Raw genomic sequence first — 18265 nt, forward strand, 5'->3', positions numbered from 1 at the left:
GCACGCGGCAGAAGACCGGCAGCAGCGCCGACCGCGCAGGTCTGCAATCCCCGACGTCACCTTTCTTTTGCTGGCCCACATCCTAAAGCGGCGTGGTCGCCGCCTCTTCCCGCAGCCACTCGAGGAAGGCCTCCGCCAGCCTGTGGCGGTGGCTTTGGTCCGGCAGAATGGCGCCGAAGCCGTTTTCGATCTTCAGAAACCCAAAAGGGGCCACCAGACGGCCGTCCGCAAGTTCTTCCTCGACCAGACGCCGCTCGACAAGGGCCGCTCCAAAACCGGCAAGGGTCGCCTCGATCACCAGAAAGGTGTGTTCATAGGCGGTCTTGCTGTCCGCTTCGACGGTAATCCCCGTCTGGCGCTGGTAAGCGCCCCAGACATCGCCCGGCAGTTGCTGCACACAGCGATTATGCACCTTGAAGATCTTGTCGCGGCGCTCGGTCTTCAATCCAGGGGCATGCACGATCCCAAAGGCGACGTCTCCCAGACGTACGATGTCCTTCCGTTCGCCGAATTCCCAGCGCAGCCGGTCCCAGGTCAACATCAGGTCGAAATCGGAGTTGGTCAGGCGCACCTTGCCGTTCATGCGGAAATTGACCTGGGCATCGGGATGGCGCTGATAGAACCGGGGCATGCGCGGCATCAGCCACCGCATGGCAAAAGTTGCGCTGACCGCAATGTCGAGCTCCGGACTTTCCGCCCGCCGCTGAACATCGTGCCAGGCATGTTCCAGCCGGGTCAGTGCCGGCCGGACGGCTTCTGCCAGCATCAGCCCCTCGGCCGTCGGGGCAACGCCGGTCCCGCTCTTGTGAAACAGTGCAACACCGGCCAGCTCGCTCAGATGGGCCAGCTGTTTGCTGACGGCGCCATGGGTCCGGCCCAGTTCCTCGGCAGCCGCACTCATGGACCCGAGCCGGACAGTCGCCTCGAATGCCGGCAGCGCGGATAGCGGCGGCAGTTTCATGACCAGGTCCCCAGATCGATTCTCACGTCTCCATTATGTGAAAATAACTCACAAAGAAAAGAGAACTTCTCCTTAGGCGACAAAGCCCTCCGCCGTCATAGTGCCGGGGTCAAAACTCCGTCGAAGAGTATGAAGCTCATGAAATTGATTGATTTTCAAAACAGAAAGCAAGTCTTGCGGTGTCAAGACGAGCCCGACAGCTCTTGCGCACAGTTGCACAGACCCGCTTGCAATCGCAATGTGAGTGATCGGAAAAGTCACATAAAAGCTCTGCTTGAAACAATCCTGTCGGCTATGGCTGCGTGGCAGGCCCGGCGCCGGTTCAATGCCGAGCGCGCGCACCTTTACTGGCACGCGCCGGACAGTGTCTTGCAGGATCTCGGAATAAGCCGGACGGATCTGCAAACCTTGCGCCCACCTGCAGAGCCGGTCCTGGTTTCAGAACACCGCAGACAGAACTCGGCTGAACTTCTCAGTTTTTCGCAGGCGCGGGACCTTGGTCCAGCATGTGATCGAAACGTCCCTCACGCACACAGCCCGGCAGACCGTCGCGCGGGATAAGCGCGGTGCCGACAAGTTCCCGGCTGTAGAGCTTCTCGATGTCGCTGGTATCGACGGTCTGACCGTGGACAACGGAATTGAGCTTGGTCCGGAACGCTTCCAGGCCTCCCATCGAGGAAAAATGCCAGCCTGCATCGGGCAGGATTGTCACCGGGCGGCTGATGCCTGACAGGTTGTTGTTGCGGATCCTGAGAAGCGGCTGCGCGACAACCCCCGGCACATAGGACTTTTTCGTCATCCGGGCCTTGGTCCGGCGCAGTTGCTGCGGCGTTGTCAGATACTTTTTTTCGATCATCCGCGAGCCCAGCAGCCAGGTCTTGCCCGGAACGATGCGGTTGAGATGGTGTTTGTGCAGGCTCTGTTCGAACACCAGCAAGCGTCCCTTGTAGAGCTTGTCTTCCAGCACCTTCTGCAGAACGTCCGCCCGCACGATCTCGTCCACATCCGACAGCAGGATCAAGTCGTCCGGCGTGCACTCCTCAAGCGCCCGCGCAATGCAATTGCGCTGATAGTTCTCCCGTTCCCAATCCGCCTTGCGCCTGTTCTTGTAAACGCCGAGCGCTGGTGGCAATTCATCGGGGAACGCGATCTGAAGATCGATGATCTTGTCGGCCCAGGGTGTAAAACGTTCGCGATTTTCCGCGAAATAGAAGGGCTTCGGACCGCCACGTTGCGTCTGGTTTGCCTCCACCAGCACAAAATAATCGACCTGGTCGCCCATTTCCCGCAGGCGGATTTCCAGAAGGTCGAATTCGTTATGGAAGACAAAACAGTCGTAGAGCTTCATGCGTGCGCCCGGTTTCCTAGATCAGCAAGGCGTCGGTGAGGCCGGGCTGCCGGATCGCAGTCCATGACGTCGCCGGCCCGTTCTGGTGCCTGCCGGGACCGATATCGGATTTCATTCAAGAGGTCCACGCACTTGGGGCACAAATGCGCCTGCTCTTCCCCCTCGCCCTGATGTCCGCCCCTCTTACTTGATAGAGAAGGGCATCCGGACCTTGGCTGTCTTGCCGCTGTATTCGTCGTTCACGGTGAGTTCCAGCACATAGTCGCCCGAAGGTGCCCCGCTGACATTCAGCGTCAGGTTGGCCATATATTCGGTGTTGGGCACATGGCTCTTGAAGTCGAACCGGCCAAACCCCTTCTGTCCGGCAAGCACCTTGCCATCCGGTGAGGCGAGGTCGAAATCGACTGTCAGAAGGGATGTGTAAAGACCATCCTGCTGCTTCCAGTCAAAGCCGACCGGTTCCAGATAGATGCGCAGCGCCTCGTCCGGTGCAAAGGCCGCGTCGGCTCTGGGCGTATAGATGCCGTAGCCATCGGCTGGAGCCCTGACGAACAGCGCGGTGGGAATGGAGAGGGACGCCTTGGACCAGATGTCGAACAGGGCCTGCCGCATCACGGCAATCGCCTCTCCGCCATTGCCCGCTTCAAGCGCCGCCTCGGCCTCGCCCACCTTGTCCTGCAGAGGGCCTGCCAGAACCTGACACGACAGACCGGCGGCAAGCGCGCCTCCCAGAAGCAGTTGTTTCAGCATCCTTCCCCCCTTCACGATGGCGACCTGACAAATGAAGCACACCATTATGTCGGTCTCGCCGCAAGTGTCACTTTCTGTCCTGCGAAACACCAAGGGCAAGGCGAAGTGTTCCGAATGTCACGCCAGGCGAGCAAGCGAGGCCTGTTACTGCCGGCAGAGCTCCTCCGACTGGCTTGCTTCCGCAACGTGAAGCCGCTTAAATCCGGATGCTGGCGCTTTCGTTTCCCATTTCAGGAACTCCGGAGGCCTTATTTCCGCCAGTACAGATGATTGACGCACATGTTTGACGCAATGATTGACGAAGCCTTTTGCCAGGGAGTGGTCAGGTGTTTTTCGAACGCGGCCTCGTGACAAGATCAATTTTCATCTTTTTCAGCGTCCTGCTTTTCACGGTTTCTGCACATGCCGAAAAGCGCGTCGCGCTGATCGTGGGGAACGGGGCCTATACCTCGGCCAGCACGCTGGAAAACCCAGTCAACGACGCAAGGAAACTCGGTGAAGCCCTGAAAGGCCTGAATTTTGAGGTCCTGCAACAGGAAAATCTGCAGCGCTCCTCATTTCTGGAAGCGATCCGGATGTTTTCCAAATCCCTTGAAGGGGCCGACGTCGCACTGTTTTTCTACGCCGGGCACGGAATTCAAGTCGCTGGCGAGAATTATCTGGTTCCCTCTGATGCCCATCTGCAGGAAGAAAGTGATATCAGCACCGAGCTGATCGCCGTCAAATCGCTCCTGCAACAAATGGACGGCTCGGCCATAACCAGGATCATTCTGCTTGACGCCTGCCGGGACAATCCATTCGCGCCCGGTCTGGCCCGCTCCATGGGCACAAGAGCGGTCGAGGTGGGCCAGGGCCTCGCCCGGGTCGATGCCGGTCCAGGCACACTCATCGCCTATGCAACGGAGCCGGGCAATGTCGCCCTTGACGGAACCGACGGAAACAGCCCCTTCACAAAGGCACTGCTGAAGCATATTTCCACCCCTGATCTGGACGTTGCCCGCATGCTGCGGCGGGTGAGAACTGATGTGATTGAAACCACGGAAGGTGCCCAGATACCCTGGGAAAATTCATCCCTTGTTCTGGATTTCACATTCAACCCCACCGAACAGGGCAAACTGGAACTTGCGTCGAGCGAAGAAGCCCTGTGGGAAGCCGTCCGGTACGCCAACAGGCCGGAGGAAGTCCGGCTTTATCTGGAACGCTATCCGGACGGGCAATTCGCCAAGGACGCCTTGAAACTGCTGAACAAAGCCCTCGGGCACAAGCATCCCTCGATTTCGGAAAACCAGAATGCCAGGGCGCGGCAGTCAGCTTCAACGCAGGTGAAGACGTGCCTGGCGATCGAAAACACAGATATCGGTCCCGGCGTTCCCGAAGGAGCGGTGCAAGCCTGTTTTGATGCGGTCGCGCTCTTTCCCAACGCCGCCCAGCTCCGGCTGCTTTACGGCCAGGTCCTCGACCGCTCGGGCAACGAGGCCGAGGCATCCCGTCAGTACCGCCAGGCGGCGGAACTCAACAACACCGACGCCATGGTCGAACTGGCCGTCGCCTATGAGCTTGGCAAGGGCGTCGAATGGCAACCGGAAGAAACCCTGCGGCTTCTGCAGAAATCCGCCCGTCTGGGCAACGCCAGGGCCATGACCCTGCTCGCGCATAGCTATAACGAGGGCAACCTTGTCGACTATGACGAGGCGAAGGCGTTCGAGTGGTTTCAAAAGGCCGCTGAAGCTGGCAATCCGGAAGCCGCGTTTTATGTCGCCGGTGCCTATGACAGGGGGGAAGGCGTTGCGCAAAACGATTTCAAGGCCCGCCACTGGTACCAGCGTGCGCTGGAATCGGACGATGCCGGGCTGGCGGCAACCAACCTTGCCTGGATGTATCTCAAAGGGCGTGGCGGAGACAAAAACATCGACCGGGCCCGGGAGCTGCTGGAACAGGCCGCTGCGGCTGACGACCCGATTGCCATGCGGGAACTCGCCCTTCAATACCTGAATGGCACATTCAAGAGCGATCGGCAGGAAATCGCCGTCGACTGGCTCATGAAAGCGCTGAAATCCGGCGGAAGGATCGAGGCGGAATTCTGGTTCTTGACCAGGTCCGGCACCTACCCGCTGTCCTTCAACAAGGAGGTACAACGCCGTTTGAAGGAAGCCGGGGTCTATCAAGGCAAGATTGACGGCCAGATTGGTGACCAGTCCCTGCAGGCGCTCTTTCAATATGCGGATGAGTAGAAAACTAGTCGCGGTTGATACGGATTTCCAGGATGCGGATGACGCCTTTTTCACGTCCTGCGGAAGTAACCGGACTGGTCAGCCTCAAACCAAATGATCTTCCTCATGGACCACAGCCTAAAGTCGGTCCCCCGCTCCCTCGCCGCCTTCCCCAGCCTCCTCGCCCAACATCCCTGCCGCGGCAGCCCCTGCCGCGGCAGCTTCCCTGGCTGCCGGCGACAGTGTCTCTTCCTCGTCGCCGGACCCGGCAACACGTACGGTCACCTGCCGATGGGCAAACCGGATGCCGTTCTTTTCGAACAGATCGCGCAGGCCAGCATAAACGACCTTGCGAAGCTCGAACTGCTTGCCGGGCTTGGTTGTGAATTTGACGCGCGCGATCATGGCGCTGTCTTCCATCGACATGATGCCCTGAGACTTGAGCGGCGCCAGGAACATGGGGCCGAAATACTCGTCTTCCAGCAGCTCCTTGCCGAAGTTCTTGATGATCTTGCGCATCTTGTCCACGTCGGTGTCGTAGGTCACGCGGAACGCAAGTTTCATCACGGCCCAGTCGCGCGAAAAATTCTCCACTTTCTGTATCTCGCCAAAGGGAACCGTTGTCAGAGCACCGCGGTGGTGCCGCAATTGCATCGACCGGATCGAGATTTTTTCAACGACGCCCTTGGCAGTGCCGATATCAATATATTCCCCTTTGCGGAACGCATCGTCGATCAGAAAGAAAGCGCCCGAAAAGATATCCCGGATCAGGGTCTGTGCCCCGAAGCCGACCGCCAGACCGACGACACCGGCACCGGCGAACAGGGGAGCGATGTTCACGCCGAGTTGCGACAGCACCACCATCGAAGCGATGACGACAATCGTGATGAGCAGGAAATTGCGGAAGATCGGCAGCAAGGTCGAAATCCGGCTTTCGCCGGTTCCACCGACTTCCGCCTCCTCGTCCTTTTCCGCCGGCGCTTCCTTCGCGATTTCCCGGTCGATGACGATCTTGACGGCTTCATAGGCCATGTAGCCGAGGAACATGACCAGCAGAACCTCGACGAAGGACCCGATCAACGAGTCGCTGCCTGCCAGCGGCAAGCCCCATTTGGACGCCAGCACGTCCACCGAGGTAAACACGACGAGAATGGTGGCCCCACGGTCGAACAGATCGCGGAACGGCGAGCGCCGCGCCTCCCGTTCGGCGGCTTCCGCACGCGCCTGCGCCAGTGCGCTGGCAATGTCCTGCTCGTCGGCCTCGCCCGTTTCGGTGCGCTGGATGCCCTGAGCGATTTTTTCCTGTTCGGCAGCCGTGTCCAGCCGTGGCAGCAGGACCCGGTCGATAACCAGGATCAAGAGGCCATAGGCCACCGCCGCCATGAGCATCACTTCCAGCGGTGCAGCGACCAGCCCGACGGCATCCGGCAGGTCGAGCAGGATACGCACCGCCGAGATACCCCAGGCGAAAAAGAAATACGCAACGGCGATATAGTGCCACGTACCGGCCAGCACCCTGTGCCAGAGTGGCGCTTCAGGGCCCTTCTCGCCCCGGATCAAACGGGCAATCACCTGGCGATACACGATCGCGATGCCGGACAGGATGACCATCGACAGCGCGGAAGCCGCAATCAACGCCAGTTTATGAACGTCTGGCGACAGGCCCAGCCGTTCCATCCAGAGGCAGAAGGCAACCGCCGCAAGGGAAATGGCAGTACCGGCGAGCAGCGCCCGGTAGAGCCCCCGCGCCTCCTGGGTGGAGAGCGCCACCAGCCGGTGGGCTTCCGCATCCGGTGCCAGCACGTTCAGCCAGACGACCCGCAAAGCCAGAAACACCGCCAGGGTCCCGACGATCACCAGCGCCGTCTTGTTGGAAGCCCCGATACCGGTTCCGATCAGTAGAAAGACACCGGCTGCAACTGCAAAGAAAAGCCCAACGCCGATGAACATCAGGATTGCACGGGCGTAAAGATAGATGATCTTGCCGGCACGCGTCGTTGCATCCGGCTGATACCACGACGCGAATTGCCGCCGGCCCCAGCGGTTCACCAGGGCCGATGCCACAAGGCCCAGCACCACGGCAATCAGAATGTCCACGAGTGTCGTCGGCAGCCAGCCAAGGCCCCGCTCGCCACCCTGGGCGCGCAAGGTCTCAACCATCACGTCCTCGATCTCCGGAATCTTCTGGACGATGGCCTTCAGAACGTCCCGGGCCTTGACGGCATTGTCCGTGAACTCGTCCACGGTCTGAAGCGCGCTCGCTCCTGCTCCCGCGCCGTCATCCGGTGCGGCATCACCGCCCGCTTCCGGCTGCGCTTCTCCAGTTGCCGTCTTGTCGGCAGCCGCGCTGCCAGTGCCTGTTTCTGCTTTGGAGGAAGCCGCCCCGGAAAACAGCCCGGGAATGCCCTGCGCCTGCGCTTCGGGCGGCAGACCTCCCAGACACAGGAACAGCGCGAGAAAACCGCACAGAAGACAGACCGTCTTGCCGGGCCTCCCACGGCCACCGATGGTCAGACAGGACCGGCGAATGGTTTGGTGTGAAAAGCGCATATCAACCCCAGGACGAGTCGCGAAAAATGTCCGCTCATTTCTGGCATGGATCGGGGCCTATTGAAAGGAAACCGGCCTTTCGGACGAGGCAGAAAAAGAAAAGGCCCGATCCATTCGAACCGGGCCCAAGCAGGCAGGAGGCGCCTTGCTGGATTTTATCAATTGAGAACGGTGTTGTTCCAATGTGCCATCTTGCGTTTGGCTTCGGCGATCGTCATGCGCTCGAACATGGACATGGCTTCGCTGCGCACGTCCGGTGTCAGGCGGTGACGCCACGGGCCGATGGACAGCAGCGAACCGACGGTGATGGACGAGAACCCGGACGCCTTGGCAAGGATCACGAAGGGCTCCGGATCCGGCCGCACCATCCAGTGGCTGACTTCCTCGACACCGCATCTCACCAGCCAAGCAAATGTGGCAACCGCCTCTGCGAAACGGTCTTCCGAGGCGAACCGGCGCAAGGCCGCCTCATTGACCATTCCGCGCTTTGCCAGCAGCATCACACGGCTGCGTGCGGTCTCGAAGTCATAGCGGCCAAGCCAATACTGGTTGGACATGCGCTGTGCGGCGATGTCGGCGGCTTCTTCAACCCGCTCCGCTTCGTGGCTCCGGCCGGCCGCATGCAGCTTCCGGCGAACTTCTTCACTGGCAACCGAGATCAAGCTGGCGATATGGGCTTCAGCCAGATCCGCACGCTCGCTCAGGGAGAGCTGCAGCGTCGCATCCGAGGCCGCATCGCTGATCAGAGCCATGATCGAAGCATCCGACAGGCAGGCGCCATCATTGCTGGCCACCTTGCGCTTGACCTTCAGATCACCGCGGCGCACCAGCACGTCGGTCAGCTCTTCGGACAGGACCTCCCGCTGTGCAATGGCGAACCGATGCGCGTTGCCGCGCTTTTCGGCAATCTTGATCAGATCGGCTTCCCGCAGCACGGTCGAGCGCAGCAGGATGGGCTCGGCCACTTCGATCTCGTCATCGGCCAGACGGCGGATCGTTTCTTCCGGGCCGCGCCTCAGGCTGGACATCTGGTCGGCAACATAGCGGCGGACTTCATCTTCCACCATGTCGACAAGCCGCAGAAGAACGGAGTCATATATGTCGACCTGCTCGTCTGAGCAGCGGTCGGAGGTCAGGGCAAACAGGGTGGCGACATGCCGGGCCAGTTCGGCCCTCCGGGCGCTGCCAGCTTCACCGGTCAGCTCCGAGAAGTTTACCAGTTCTGTTTTCAACGCTTCAGTCATGTTTCATTACCAATTTTCACAAGTGTGCCGGTTTGGCGTTGGTACAGAAAATGACGATGAGTTTTAAAGAAGGTCGAAACGCGCTTTTCCAGAATGTAATCGTCTTTTTGTAAAACTCGAGATTAATTCTAACTATATCGCACGCACCTACCATATCTAACTGAAAAATAATATCTTTTATCAGGAGCGACTTCCTGGAAACCGCTTTTTTCACAGCATCGGAATCTGAATATTTTTTCCCGGAAAAACTTTTCGAGAGCCAATATGAACGGGTCTGGCAACCAGGATTAATGACTTGCAGAACCACACATACCGAGCTTCAGGACACCTGAAGAGCTTCGGCGTCTGGGCGCAATCGTTGGATAAAGAAATATTTTCTTTTCCTTATTGACGCAGCACGAAACAGCTCCCAAATAAAGAAAGTAAGACATTTCTTTATTGGAAACTGCTATGTCCTCCATCCTCCATTTTCCCCGCACAGCCGCCGCACTTCCAGCAAGAACCCGAGGCCTTTCCCGGCTGGTGGCCTTCCTGCGACGGTCGCTTGGCAATCTGCTTTCCCGGCCATCCCGTCGCCACCCCATTCCGGACGACCTGTTGCAGGACGTTCTCAGCGACAACGGCTTGAGAGCCCGGGAGGAAAACAGGCGCAGGCCGATCATCAGCGGCCCCTGCAGCTAGACTATCGACGGGCACGTCTCGATGTCAGGGATGCGGGTGTCCAGTCACACGCTTCCCTGACCTGCGCCTCTGCAGCAAGAAACGCACAAAAAAACCGGCACCCTGCGGCGCCGGTTTTTGCTTTTCTGGTGAGCCTTTATTCGGCTGCTGCCAGAAACTCCTTGGTGCCGGTCTTGTTGTCCGAACCACCATCGTTGCTTCTGTTGAGCTGCTCCAGCAGCACACGGCGCTTTTCAGCGGCCGTTTCGATGTTGGCATCCTTTATCGGACCAAAGCCACGGACAAGATCGGGAACCCGGGCGAGCTCCACCAGCAGCCCGTATTGGGCTTCCGGCAGCCTTTTGAGGATGTCGGCAATATCAGCTTCATACTGACTGATCAGAGCGCGCTCGGTCCTGCGTTCCGCCGTACGGCCAAACGGGTCGTACCACTTGCCGCGCATCCCCTTGAACTTCACCAGGAAGCTGAAGGCGGAGAAGATCCAGGGACCGAAGGCAATCTTCTGCGGACGGCCGGTCTTCGGGTCCTTGCGATGCGCGAGGAACGGCGGCGCCAGATGAACCTTCAGCTTTTTCGGATCTTCGAAGCGCTGCGCGATCTTCTGTTTGAAGGCGGGATCGCTGTAAAGCCGCGCAACTTCGTATTCGTCCTTGTAGGCCATCAGCTTGAACAGCATGTCACAAACCGTCTGCGTCAGGCGCAACGTGCCTGTTCCATGCGCTTCATCGGCGGCCTTCACCTTGCCGACCAGATCCAGATAACGCTGCGCATAGGCTGCGTCCTGATAGGCGGTCAGCTCCTGCGCGTTAAAGGCGATCTTCTCGTCAACGGTAAAGACACGCGGCTTGGCTTCGCGTGGAAGCGCCTTCAGAAGCTTTTCCGGATCGGCGGCCAGCACACGGCCGGCCCGGAATGCCTTGATGTTGTTCTTCACCGAAGCGCCATTGAGCTCCAGCGCGGTTTCGATGGCATAATCCGACACCGGAAGTGCGCCGCTCTGGAACGCCATACCGACCAGCAGCATGTTGGCGTAGATGGCATCGCCCAGAAGTTTCTCGGCAATATCGGCTGCGTTGACCGGCAGATAGGTTCCGGACGCCTTGCGCAAAGCGTCGTCCATCTGCTTTTCGTCGAAGGAAAGCGTCTGCTTCAGCACGAATTCCGCAGTCGGGGCTACCTTGGAGTTGGCAACCGTCATCGTGTGGCCACGGTGGGCAAGCGAGAGCTGATCCGCATTCGCGGCCACCACCATGTCGCTTGCGATCAGAAGATCGAGGCTGGCAGCTGGAACCCGCGGCCCCTCGATGGACTTGTTACCGGCGGCAAAGCGCACGTGAGACGTCACCGGGCCGCCTTTCTGGGCAAGGCCGGTCATGTCCAGCGTGGAGGCTTGCTTGCCGTCCACATGGGCCGCCATCGCCAGGATGGCGCTGATGGTGGTCACACCCATGCCGCCGATACCGGCCACCAGCGTATTCCAGGTGCGATCAAGCGAGGCAAGTGTCGGCTGCGGCAGGGCCTCGACCAGGGTGTCGATGTCGATATCCGCCTTCTTCGGCTTTTTCAGCGCGGCGCCATTGATCTCGACAAAGGACGGGCAGAACCCCTTGATGCAGGAAAAGTCCTTGTTGCAGCTCGACTGGTTGATGACGCGCTTTTCACCGAAGGGCGTTGCCAGCGGTTCGACCGACAGACAGTTGGACTGCACAGAGCAGTCGCCGCAGCCTTCACACACCCGGTCGTTGATGAAGAGGCGCATGTCCGGATCAGGAAACTGGCCGCGCTTGCGCCGGCGGCGTTTTTCCGCGGCACAGGTCTGGTCGTAAACAATCACGGACACGCCCTTGAAGGACTGCATTTCAGTCTGCACATCCATCAGCTCGTCACGATGATACACCTTGGTGCCCGGTGCGATCGGCGACCAGGAGCCGTAGGTCTCGGGGTTTTCCGATACGATGGCGATGCGCTCGACGCCTTCGGCTTCCAGCTGGCGGGTGATTTGCGGCACGCTCAGCTGGCCGTCCACCTTCTGGCCGCCGGTCATGGCAACCGCGTCGTTGTAGAGGATCTTGTAGGTGATCGGCACGTTGGAGGCGAGCGCCTGACGGATCGCCAGGATGCCGGAGTGGAAATAGGTGCCATCGCCGACATTGGCAAAGACGTGGCTGTCGCCGGAGAAGGGCTGCTGCCCGACCCAAAGGATACCCTCGCCGCCCATGGCGATCTGGCCTTCCGTCGTCCGGCCGGCCATTTCTGTCATGGCATGGCAGCCGATTCCCGGCATCGAGCGCGAGCCTTCCGGCGTCCTGGTCGATGTGGAATGGGGACAACCGGAACAGAAGTAGGGAATACGGGCCGCGCGTTCCGCATGGCCCTGGGCCCACATGGCCTGCTTGGTCATGCGGTTGGCAACGGCGCGCATTTCTTCCGAAACCACATCTTCCGGCAGCCAGGTCATCAGGCCTTCGATCAGCTCGGCAACGGAAAGCTCAAGCACATCCGACAGGAACGGCGTGCCGTCCGGACGGCGCTTGCCCCAGATTTCCGGCCGGCTCATTTCCGGCCAATGATAGGAAATCTCCTTGATCTGGCTTTCCATGAAGGCGCGCTTGTGCTCGACCACCAGCAGGCGCTCGACGCCGCGGGCAAAATCTCGCAGGCCGAGAGGCTCCAGCGGCCAGCTCATCGCCACCTTGTAGACCCCAAGGCCCAGCGCCTTGGCAAAGTCCTCGGTAATGTCCATCAGATCGAGTGCCTGGAGCAGATCCCGGTAGGCCTTGCCCGACGCCACGATGCCGTATTTCGGATTGGTTCTCGTGCCGAAGGTGACACGATCCAGACCATTGGTACGCACATAGGCCTGAGCTGCCGGGATGCGAAGGTCACGCACCAGGCGCTCGGTTTCGAGGCGGTTGCCAAGAAGCAGATCGCGGTTCTGGTGATAGTCCTTGCGCGGGTCGCCTTCCAGCGGACGGACCATGCGCAGCCTGTCCGGGGAGATGTTGATGGTCGCCGAAGCGTCCATCGTATCGGCCACGCAGATCAGGGCCGTCCAGAGGCTGGTGAACCGGGACATTTCCAGCCCGTGCAGGCCATAGTCCAGAACGTCCTGAATGTCGGCCGGGTTCAGAACCGGAATTTCCGCGTGCTCGAAATAGAACTCGCTCTGCGCCGGCAGGATCGAGGATTTTGCAAGGTGGTCGTCGCCGGCAAGCGCAAGCACCCCGCCGTTGCGGTCGGTGCCCGACGCATTCGCCTGGCGCAGTGCGTCACCGGCACGGTCAACACCCGGCGCCTTGCCGTACCAGATCCCGAAGACCCCATCGTAAGCGGTCGCCCGTCCGACACCACCCTCGCCGCGCAGCTTCTGGCTTCCCCAGACGGCAGTCGCGCCCAGCTCTTCGTTGACGCCCGGCTTGAAGACGACGTCATATCCCTTCAGGTGGCGGTGGGCCCGCATCAGCTCGGTGTCGTAACCGGCAAGCGGCGACCCCCGGTAACCGGAAATGAAGCCGCCCGTCTTCAGGCCGGCCAACTGATCCAGGCGCGCCCGATCGAGCGCCAGCCGGACAAGCGCCTGTATGCCCGTCAGATAGACCCGTCCCTCCGTGGCGACATATTTGTCTTCCAGGGTTACGGTTGGCATGTGCACATTCATCCGAATTCCTCCTCAACCGACATCTGGGGCAATGTCCCCGCGCGGCAACCTCACATAGAAGGTAATATCATCCTTTTCTCAGGCAATTTCTGTGCTATCGTCACGGCTAATCACCCAGAGGCAGAATAAAAATTCCTAAAATATCCAATGACAGATAAATATCTTCTCGACCCGTCGGACATACGTGTTCTGCGAGTGCTGCAGCGGGATGCCTCGCTCTCCATCGCCGAAGTGGCAAAGGAAGCGGGCATGAGCCAAACCCCTTGCTGGCGCAGAATCAAGCGCCTGAAAGAACAGGGAATCATCCGCCAGATCACTGCGATTATCGACCGCGAATCCGTGGGGCTCGGCTTCGTGGCCTATTCCTTCGTCAAGCTTGCGGTTCCCAGCCGCGAGAACATGGAAACCTTCGACAAGCTGGTCCATCACTGGCCCGAGGTCGTTACCTGCGAGCGCATCACCGGTGCCGTCGACTACCTTATCAAGGTCGTGACCGATGATATCAAAACCTACGACAATTTTCTGCGCCTGAAGCTGCTGGACAATACGCTCGTCTCCGACGTGCAGTCGCGCATCGTCGTCAATACGGTGAAAGACACCGTCGCCCTGCCCTTGCGCGAAAGCTGACCTCTGACTGCGCAAATCACGCATCTTCAGGTTTGTCTTCCAACCTGAAGCGCGCCTGACATCCGGCCTTTCGGATCACGTGGCGAAGCGCAGCGGCGACAGTCCGGCCGGATCCAGGAATGGCTGCTTGCCCGCAATCATGCTGGCCAGCAGGCGTCCAGTGACCGGCCCAAGCGTGAAGCCGTCGTGGGCGTGACCGAAATTCAGCCACAGCCCCGGAAACTTCGCGGACGGCCCGACCACCGGCAGAGAATCCGGCAGGCACGGCCTGCTGCCCAGCCATGGCTGGTCCTGCAACGCCCGGCCGAGCGGAATGAGCTCTTCTGCCCGGCGCTTCGCCAGTTTGACGATTGCCGGGTTGGGCGGGGCGTCACGTTCGGCCAGCTCCACACCCGTCGTCAGCCGTATGCCGTTGTCGGTCGGTGTCAGGGCAAAGCCATTCTCGACGTCCACCACCGGACGCGACAGCGATGCCCCCGACAGCGGCCGGTAATGCATGTGGTAACCGCGCTTGACCGCAAACGGATAAGTTTCCCCGAGGCGCTCCAGCAGATCCGTCGACCATGCCCCAAGAGCGACCACGGCCTGGCGGGCGAACACCGTTCCCAGTTCCCCTTCGATTTCCCAGCCACCGCGCTCCTGCTTTAACTTCCGGGCATCAGCGCGAAAATACCCGCCGCCTTCATAGACAAAGTTCCGCCAGAAGGCATCGACCACGGCACCCGGATTGGACACCGAGCAGCTCTCTGGCCAATGCACGCCTCTCAGTCCCTTTGCTGACAGGCCCGGCTCCAGAGATCCGATCTCGCCCGCCGAAAGTTCCCGGTAGGCAACGCCGAACACCCTTGCGTATTGCCGTTCGAAATCGCCTGCCTGAAAGGCCGCGTCCGAGCGGTAAAGATGCAGCCAGCCCCCCTGGCGGTAAAAGCGGTCCGCATTGGTTGCATGTGCCAGATCCAGGTGTTCTTCGACAGCGAAGGCACGCAGCGGGGCAACCACCCGTGAATAGGCTTCAACACCCCGCGCGCTTCCGGCGGCATGGAACTGGCGCAGCCATGGCAGCAGGCGAAACACCGTCGCGATATCCAGGGAAACGGCGCTTGAGCGGCCGAACAGGATCCCCAGAAGCTTCAGCGGCTGCGTCGGCACCGCATGCGGCACAAAACCATTGCGCTGGACAATACCGGCATTGCCGAAGGAAGCTTCCTCTCCCGGGTGCTTGCGGTCGATCAGGGCAACCGAAAGGCCCAGCCGCTGCAGATGCAGTGCCGTCGACACGCCGACGATACCGGCACCGAGCACCATCACGTCGAAGGATTGCATTTGCCTGTTTTTTGCTGTCATGCCTGTTCCGGACCGTGCCGTATATCTGGCGTCAAGGGTCCGGATCCTTTAAGAGGCGCGGAAGTGCCTGCCACAACTCGCGGTCAAAGGACAACTTAAGATGATTCGATGGTGTGGTGCAGGCTTGGCATGGATCGGGCGCAACGGAACCGCTGCCCTTGCTGTGAGTATTTTCATCGGCATGGCCTTGCCGGCCCTCTCGGCCTATATGCGGCCCTACCTAACCGTTGCCGTCTTCAGCCTGCTGACCCTGGCCTTTTTGCGGGTCGACACATTTGCCATAAGGATGCGCCTGCGCCGGCCGGGCCTTCTGATTGCCGCTCTCCTGTGGATGATGCTGGGCGCTCCCTTGTTGACCTGGCTCCTGATCGATCTGTCGGGCCTGCAGGCGCTCGGCCCTGACGTCATGCTGGCCCTGTTCATCGCCACAGCCGCGCCGCCGGTGATGGCGGCTCCGGCCTTTATCTATCTGCTCGGCCTTGACGGCACCCTCAGCCTTGCGCTCTCCGTTGCCGCCCTGATCATCACCCCGCTGACGGCCCCTTTCATCGGCGAATTGATCCTGGGGCCCGCGCTGCCTCTCAGCGTCGGCGGTCTTGCCGTCCAGCTCTCGCTTCTGCTCGCCGGTGCCTTTGCCGTCTCGATTGCCTTTCGAAAACTCGCCGGTGAAGAGCGTCTGGCACGCTCGTCCCACCACATCAGCGGTCTCAACGTGCTTCTGCTCCTGGTGTTCGCGATCGCCGCGATGGACGGTGTCGCGGCGAGTTTTGCCGAAAAGCCGCTGTTCACGCTGGGCCTGACCGCCCTCACCTTCTGCCTTGCGCTGGTGCAGATCGCGCTCAGCCTGCTGCTGTTCTCACCGGCCACCCGGGAAGACGCCTACGCGATCGCCCACACCTGCGGCACCCGCAACATGGGGCTGATGGTTGCCGCCTTTGGGGGCACGCTTCCGGAATTCACCTGGCTCTGGTTCGCGGTCGGCCAGTTTCCGATCTATATCCTGCCGCTGTTCCTGAAGCCCTTTGTACGCGTTTTCTGCCGTCTGAACGTCAAAACTGTGACGTAGCCCAGCTGACAGGCAAACCTGCTAGGCTTACCCCTTGCCAGACCAAGCATCTCGCCAGACAAAACTTCTCGCATGAGGAAAACGCCGTGCCCGTTCTGCCATCCACCGTCAAAACCCTGACCGCTTCCGCAGGCCGTCGTCTCCTGTGTGTCGCAACGCTTCTTCTGGCTGGTGCCGGCCTCGCTCCGGCAGCCCTTGCCGGAGACACTGCCGAGCTTCAGCTTCTCGGCTTTTCCAGACACGGCGACTTCTTCGCCTTCGAACAATACGGCGTGCAGGATGGCTCCGGCTTTCCCTATTCGGAAATCTTCGTTGTCGACGTGATCGGCGACACCTGGGTGCCGCCGTCGCCCTTCCGCCTGCGCAAGGATGTCGACACCGGCCTGGGTGAAGCGGCAGACGATGCCTTGTCCGAAACACGCGCGGAGAACCGTCTTGCCGCCCAGCCGCTGCTTCAGGAAAAAGCCATTGCCGGCAAAGGCCAGACCATCGGATTCAACCCACGCACGGAACTGACCTCCGATCCTCACAAGATGCTTGTCGCCCCGCGCGTCACCTTCCTGTCAGGTGACGATCCAATCGACCTCACCCTGTCGGAATACCCGTTGCCGAATGCCCAGTGCCAGAGCTACGGCGCCGAAACCAAAGGCTTCCGCTTGACCATGATCCACAATGGCGTCACCCGCATCCTCAACGAGGACAACAGCCTGCCCGAAAGCCGGCGCTGCCCGCTCGCCTACCGGATCGAGCGCATCGTTACCCATTTTCCCGACGAAGCCCCTCCGGTCTTTGCCATCCTCATTCAGATGGACAGCCTCGGTTTCGAAGGGCCGGATCGCAGATATCTGGCGATAACGGGCCGGCTTTGAGCGTCTAAACCGATTGAGGTGGGCGCGGGCATCTTGCCCGCCCGCACCAGAAGTGCTAGCGCGGCGGCATCATCAGAAACGGAACGATAACGGCCCGTCTGGCCTGTCCGGGAGTTTGCCATGCCGCGCGACATCAAGATTGCCCCCTCCATCCTCGCCTCCGATTTTTCCAAACTCGGCCAGGAAGTCCGCGACGTGGTGGAAGCAGGTGCCGACTGGATCCATCTCGACGTCATGGACGGCCATTTCGTGCCGAACATCACCTTCGGCCCGGATGTCATCGCCAAACTGCGCCCGCACACGGACAAGGTCTTCGACACCCACCTGATGATCGCCCCTTGCGATCCTTATCTGGAAGCCTTCGCCAAGGCGGGGTCTGACATCATCACCGTTCATGCCGAGGCCGGCCCGCACCTCGACCGCTCGCTGCAGGCTATCCGCAATCTGGGCAAGAAAGCCGGCGTCTCGCTGAACCCGTCCACACCCGAAAGCGTCCTCGAATATGTTCTCGACCGGCTGGACCTCATTCTGGTGATGACGGTGAACCCGGGTTTCGGCGGCCAGAAGTTCATTCAGTCCCAGGTCGAAAAGACCCGCCGCATCCGCCAGATGATCGGCGACCGCCCGATCGATCTCGAAATCGACGGCGGCGTCACCCCCGAAACCGCCCCCCTCGTCGCAGCAGCCGGTGCCAATGTTCTGGTGGCAGGCTCAGCGGTCTTCAAAGGCGGCACGGTGGAAAGCTATGCCGGCAATATCTCGGCGATCCGGAAGGCTGCGGAAGAGGCTTGAGGGCGGCGCTAGTTGTTATCGAGTGCCCAGGTACCGTCGTAGGTTAAGTGCCTTTAAGGCAACCGCTGTTGTTTAGCGAAGACGCTGTGACAGGTTGAGCAAGCGGCCCATCCTTCGAGACAGGCCTCCGGCCTTCCTCAGGATGAGGTGTTGGGGGGGGGGGGG

At 60.4% G+C, this 18265-nt stretch carries 14 protein-coding genes; 6 read left to right on the top strand and 8 right to left on the bottom strand.

The genetic code is table 11. The features are described 5' to 3' along the window. Window positions 1-82: 82 nt before the first annotated feature. The 4 genes from SIAM614_RS27225 to SIAM614_RS27240 all read right to left on the bottom strand — a co-directional run bounded on the left by SIAM614_RS27225 (window position 83) and on the right by SIAM614_RS27240 (window position 3059). On the bottom strand, window positions 83-961 hold the full coding sequence (locus SIAM614_RS27225) for a LysR substrate-binding domain-containing protein (protein WP_006939540.1): 879 nt from the start codon (window positions 959-961) through the stop codon (window positions 83-85). A 72-nt stretch (window positions 962-1033) separates the two neighbouring features. Then, entirely contained in the window at window positions 1034-1366 is a 333-nt protein-coding gene (locus SIAM614_RS32615) for a hypothetical protein (protein WP_006939541.1), read from the bottom strand. Window positions 1367-1433: 67 nt separating this feature from the next. Beyond that, window positions 1434-2309, bottom strand: coding sequence for a glycosyltransferase family 17 protein (locus SIAM614_RS30905; RefSeq protein ID WP_006939542.1), 876 nt, complete (start codon window positions 2307-2309; stop codon window positions 1434-1436). A gap of 183 nt (window positions 2310-2492) precedes the next feature. Continuing rightward, window positions 2493-3059: a hypothetical protein gene (locus SIAM614_RS27240; RefSeq protein ID WP_050789505.1), complete on the bottom strand. Its 567-nt coding sequence runs from the start codon at window positions 3057-3059 to the stop codon at window positions 2493-2495. A 347-nt stretch (window positions 3060-3406) separates the two neighbouring features. Between SIAM614_RS27240 and SIAM614_RS30910 the strand changes: the two genes are divergently transcribed. After that, window positions 3407-5290 carry a caspase family protein gene (locus SIAM614_RS30910; RefSeq protein WP_198137418.1) on the top strand — a complete coding sequence of 628 codons (1884 nt, stop codon included), beginning with the start codon at window positions 3407-3409 and terminating at the stop codon, window positions 5288-5290. A gap of 117 nt (window positions 5291-5407) precedes the next feature. Here SIAM614_RS30910 and SIAM614_RS33400 read toward each other — a convergent pair whose 3' ends face one another. Further along, a complete protein-coding gene (locus tag SIAM614_RS33400; RefSeq protein WP_006939545.1) occupies window positions 5408-7819 on the bottom strand; it encodes a mechanosensitive ion channel family protein in 2412 nt (803 codons plus the stop codon). A gap of 158 nt (window positions 7820-7977) precedes the next feature. After that, the gene (locus SIAM614_RS27255; protein ID WP_006939546.1) at window positions 7978-9063 is read right to left on the bottom strand and encodes a DUF2336 domain-containing protein; all 1086 of its coding nucleotides are present in this window, start codon (window positions 9061-9063) and stop codon (window positions 7978-7980) included. Between the two features lie 450 nt (window positions 9064-9513). Between SIAM614_RS27255 and SIAM614_RS27265 the strand changes: the two genes are divergently transcribed. Then, entirely contained in the window at window positions 9514-9744 is a 231-nt protein-coding gene (locus tag SIAM614_RS27265) for a hypothetical protein (protein WP_006939548.1), read from the top strand. A gap of 136 nt (window positions 9745-9880) precedes the next feature. On the opposite strand, the gene SIAM614_RS27270 is transcribed toward SIAM614_RS27265, so the two are convergent. Then, entirely contained in the window at window positions 9881-13402 is a 3522-nt protein-coding gene (locus SIAM614_RS27270) for an indolepyruvate ferredoxin oxidoreductase family protein (RefSeq protein ID WP_006939549.1), read from the bottom strand. A gap of 147 nt (window positions 13403-13549) precedes the next feature. On the opposite strand from SIAM614_RS27270, the gene SIAM614_RS27275 reads away from it, so the two are divergent. Next, complete coding sequence (locus SIAM614_RS27275; protein ID WP_006939550.1) at window positions 13550-14029, top strand: Lrp/AsnC family transcriptional regulator; 480 nt, start codon at window positions 13550-13552, stop codon at window positions 14027-14029. 75 nt (window positions 14030-14104) lie between these two features. On the opposite strand, the gene SIAM614_RS27280 is transcribed toward SIAM614_RS27275, so the two are convergent. Then, window positions 14105-15373 (bottom strand): NAD(P)/FAD-dependent oxidoreductase, encoded by a 1269-nt coding sequence (locus SIAM614_RS27280; protein ID WP_006939551.1) that lies wholly within the window; start codon window positions 15371-15373, stop codon window positions 14105-14107. Window positions 15374-15473: 100 nt separating this feature from the next. Between SIAM614_RS27280 and SIAM614_RS27285 the strand changes: the two genes are divergently transcribed. The 3 genes from SIAM614_RS27285 (at window position 15474) to rpe (ending at window position 18100) form a co-directional block, all read left to right on the top strand. Further along, window positions 15474-16439 carry a sodium:proton symporter gene (locus SIAM614_RS27285; RefSeq protein ID WP_040441283.1) on the top strand — a complete coding sequence of 322 codons (966 nt, stop codon included), beginning with the start codon at window positions 15474-15476 and terminating at the stop codon, window positions 16437-16439. Between the two features lie 86 nt (window positions 16440-16525). Next, complete coding sequence (locus tag SIAM614_RS27290; protein WP_006939556.1) at window positions 16526-17308, top strand: DUF2259 domain-containing protein; 783 nt, start codon at window positions 16526-16528, stop codon at window positions 17306-17308. Between the two features lie 120 nt (window positions 17309-17428). Then, window positions 17429-18100 carry a ribulose-phosphate 3-epimerase gene (gene rpe, locus SIAM614_RS27295; protein WP_006939558.1) on the top strand — a complete coding sequence of 224 codons (672 nt, stop codon included), beginning with the start codon at window positions 17429-17431 and terminating at the stop codon, window positions 18098-18100. Window positions 18101-18265: the final 165 nt, after the last annotated feature.

It is taken from the genome of Roseibium aggregatum IAM 12614 (assembly GCF_000168975.1).
In the GTDB taxonomy this organism is placed as follows: domain Bacteria; phylum Pseudomonadota; class Alphaproteobacteria; order Rhizobiales; family Stappiaceae; genus Roseibium; species Roseibium aggregatum.

Bases quoted from the DNA above. Each gene is read 5' to 3' on its own strand.
- SIAM614_RS27225 (WP_006939540.1), bottom strand. From the start codon at position 961: ATGAAACTGCCGCCGCTATCCGCGCTGCCGGCATTCGAGGCGACTGTC.
- SIAM614_RS30905 (WP_006939542.1), bottom strand. From the start codon at position 2,309: ATGAAGCTCTACGACTGTTTTGTCTTCCATAACGAATTCGACCTTCTG.
- SIAM614_RS27240 (WP_050789505.1), bottom strand. From the start codon at position 3,059: ATGCTGAAACAACTGCTTCTGGGAGGCGCGCTTGCCGCCGGTCTGTCG.
- SIAM614_RS33400 (WP_006939545.1), bottom strand. From the start codon at position 7,819: ATGCGCTTTTCACACCAAACCATTCGCCGGTCCTGTCTGACCATCGGT.
- SIAM614_RS27255 (WP_006939546.1), bottom strand. From the start codon at position 9,063: ATGACTGAAGCGTTGAAAACAGAACTGGTAAACTTCTCGGAGCTGACC.
- SIAM614_RS27265 (WP_006939548.1), top strand. From the start codon at position 9,514: ATGTCCTCCATCCTCCATTTTCCCCGCACAGCCGCCGCACTTCCAGCA.
- SIAM614_RS27270 (WP_006939549.1), bottom strand. From the start codon at position 13,402: ATGAATGTGCACATGCCAACCGTAACCCTGGAAGACAAATATGTCGCC.
- SIAM614_RS27275 (WP_006939550.1), top strand. From the start codon at position 13,550: ATGACAGATAAATATCTTCTCGACCCGTCGGACATACGTGTTCTGCGA.
- SIAM614_RS27280 (WP_006939551.1), bottom strand. From the start codon at position 15,373: ATGACAGCAAAAAACAGGCAAATGCAATCCTTCGACGTGATGGTGCTC.
- SIAM614_RS27285 (WP_040441283.1), top strand. From the start codon at position 15,474: ATGATTCGATGGTGTGGTGCAGGCTTGGCATGGATCGGGCGCAACGGA.
- rpe (WP_006939558.1), top strand. From the start codon at position 17,429: ATGCCGCGCGACATCAAGATTGCCCCCTCCATCCTCGCCTCCGATTTT.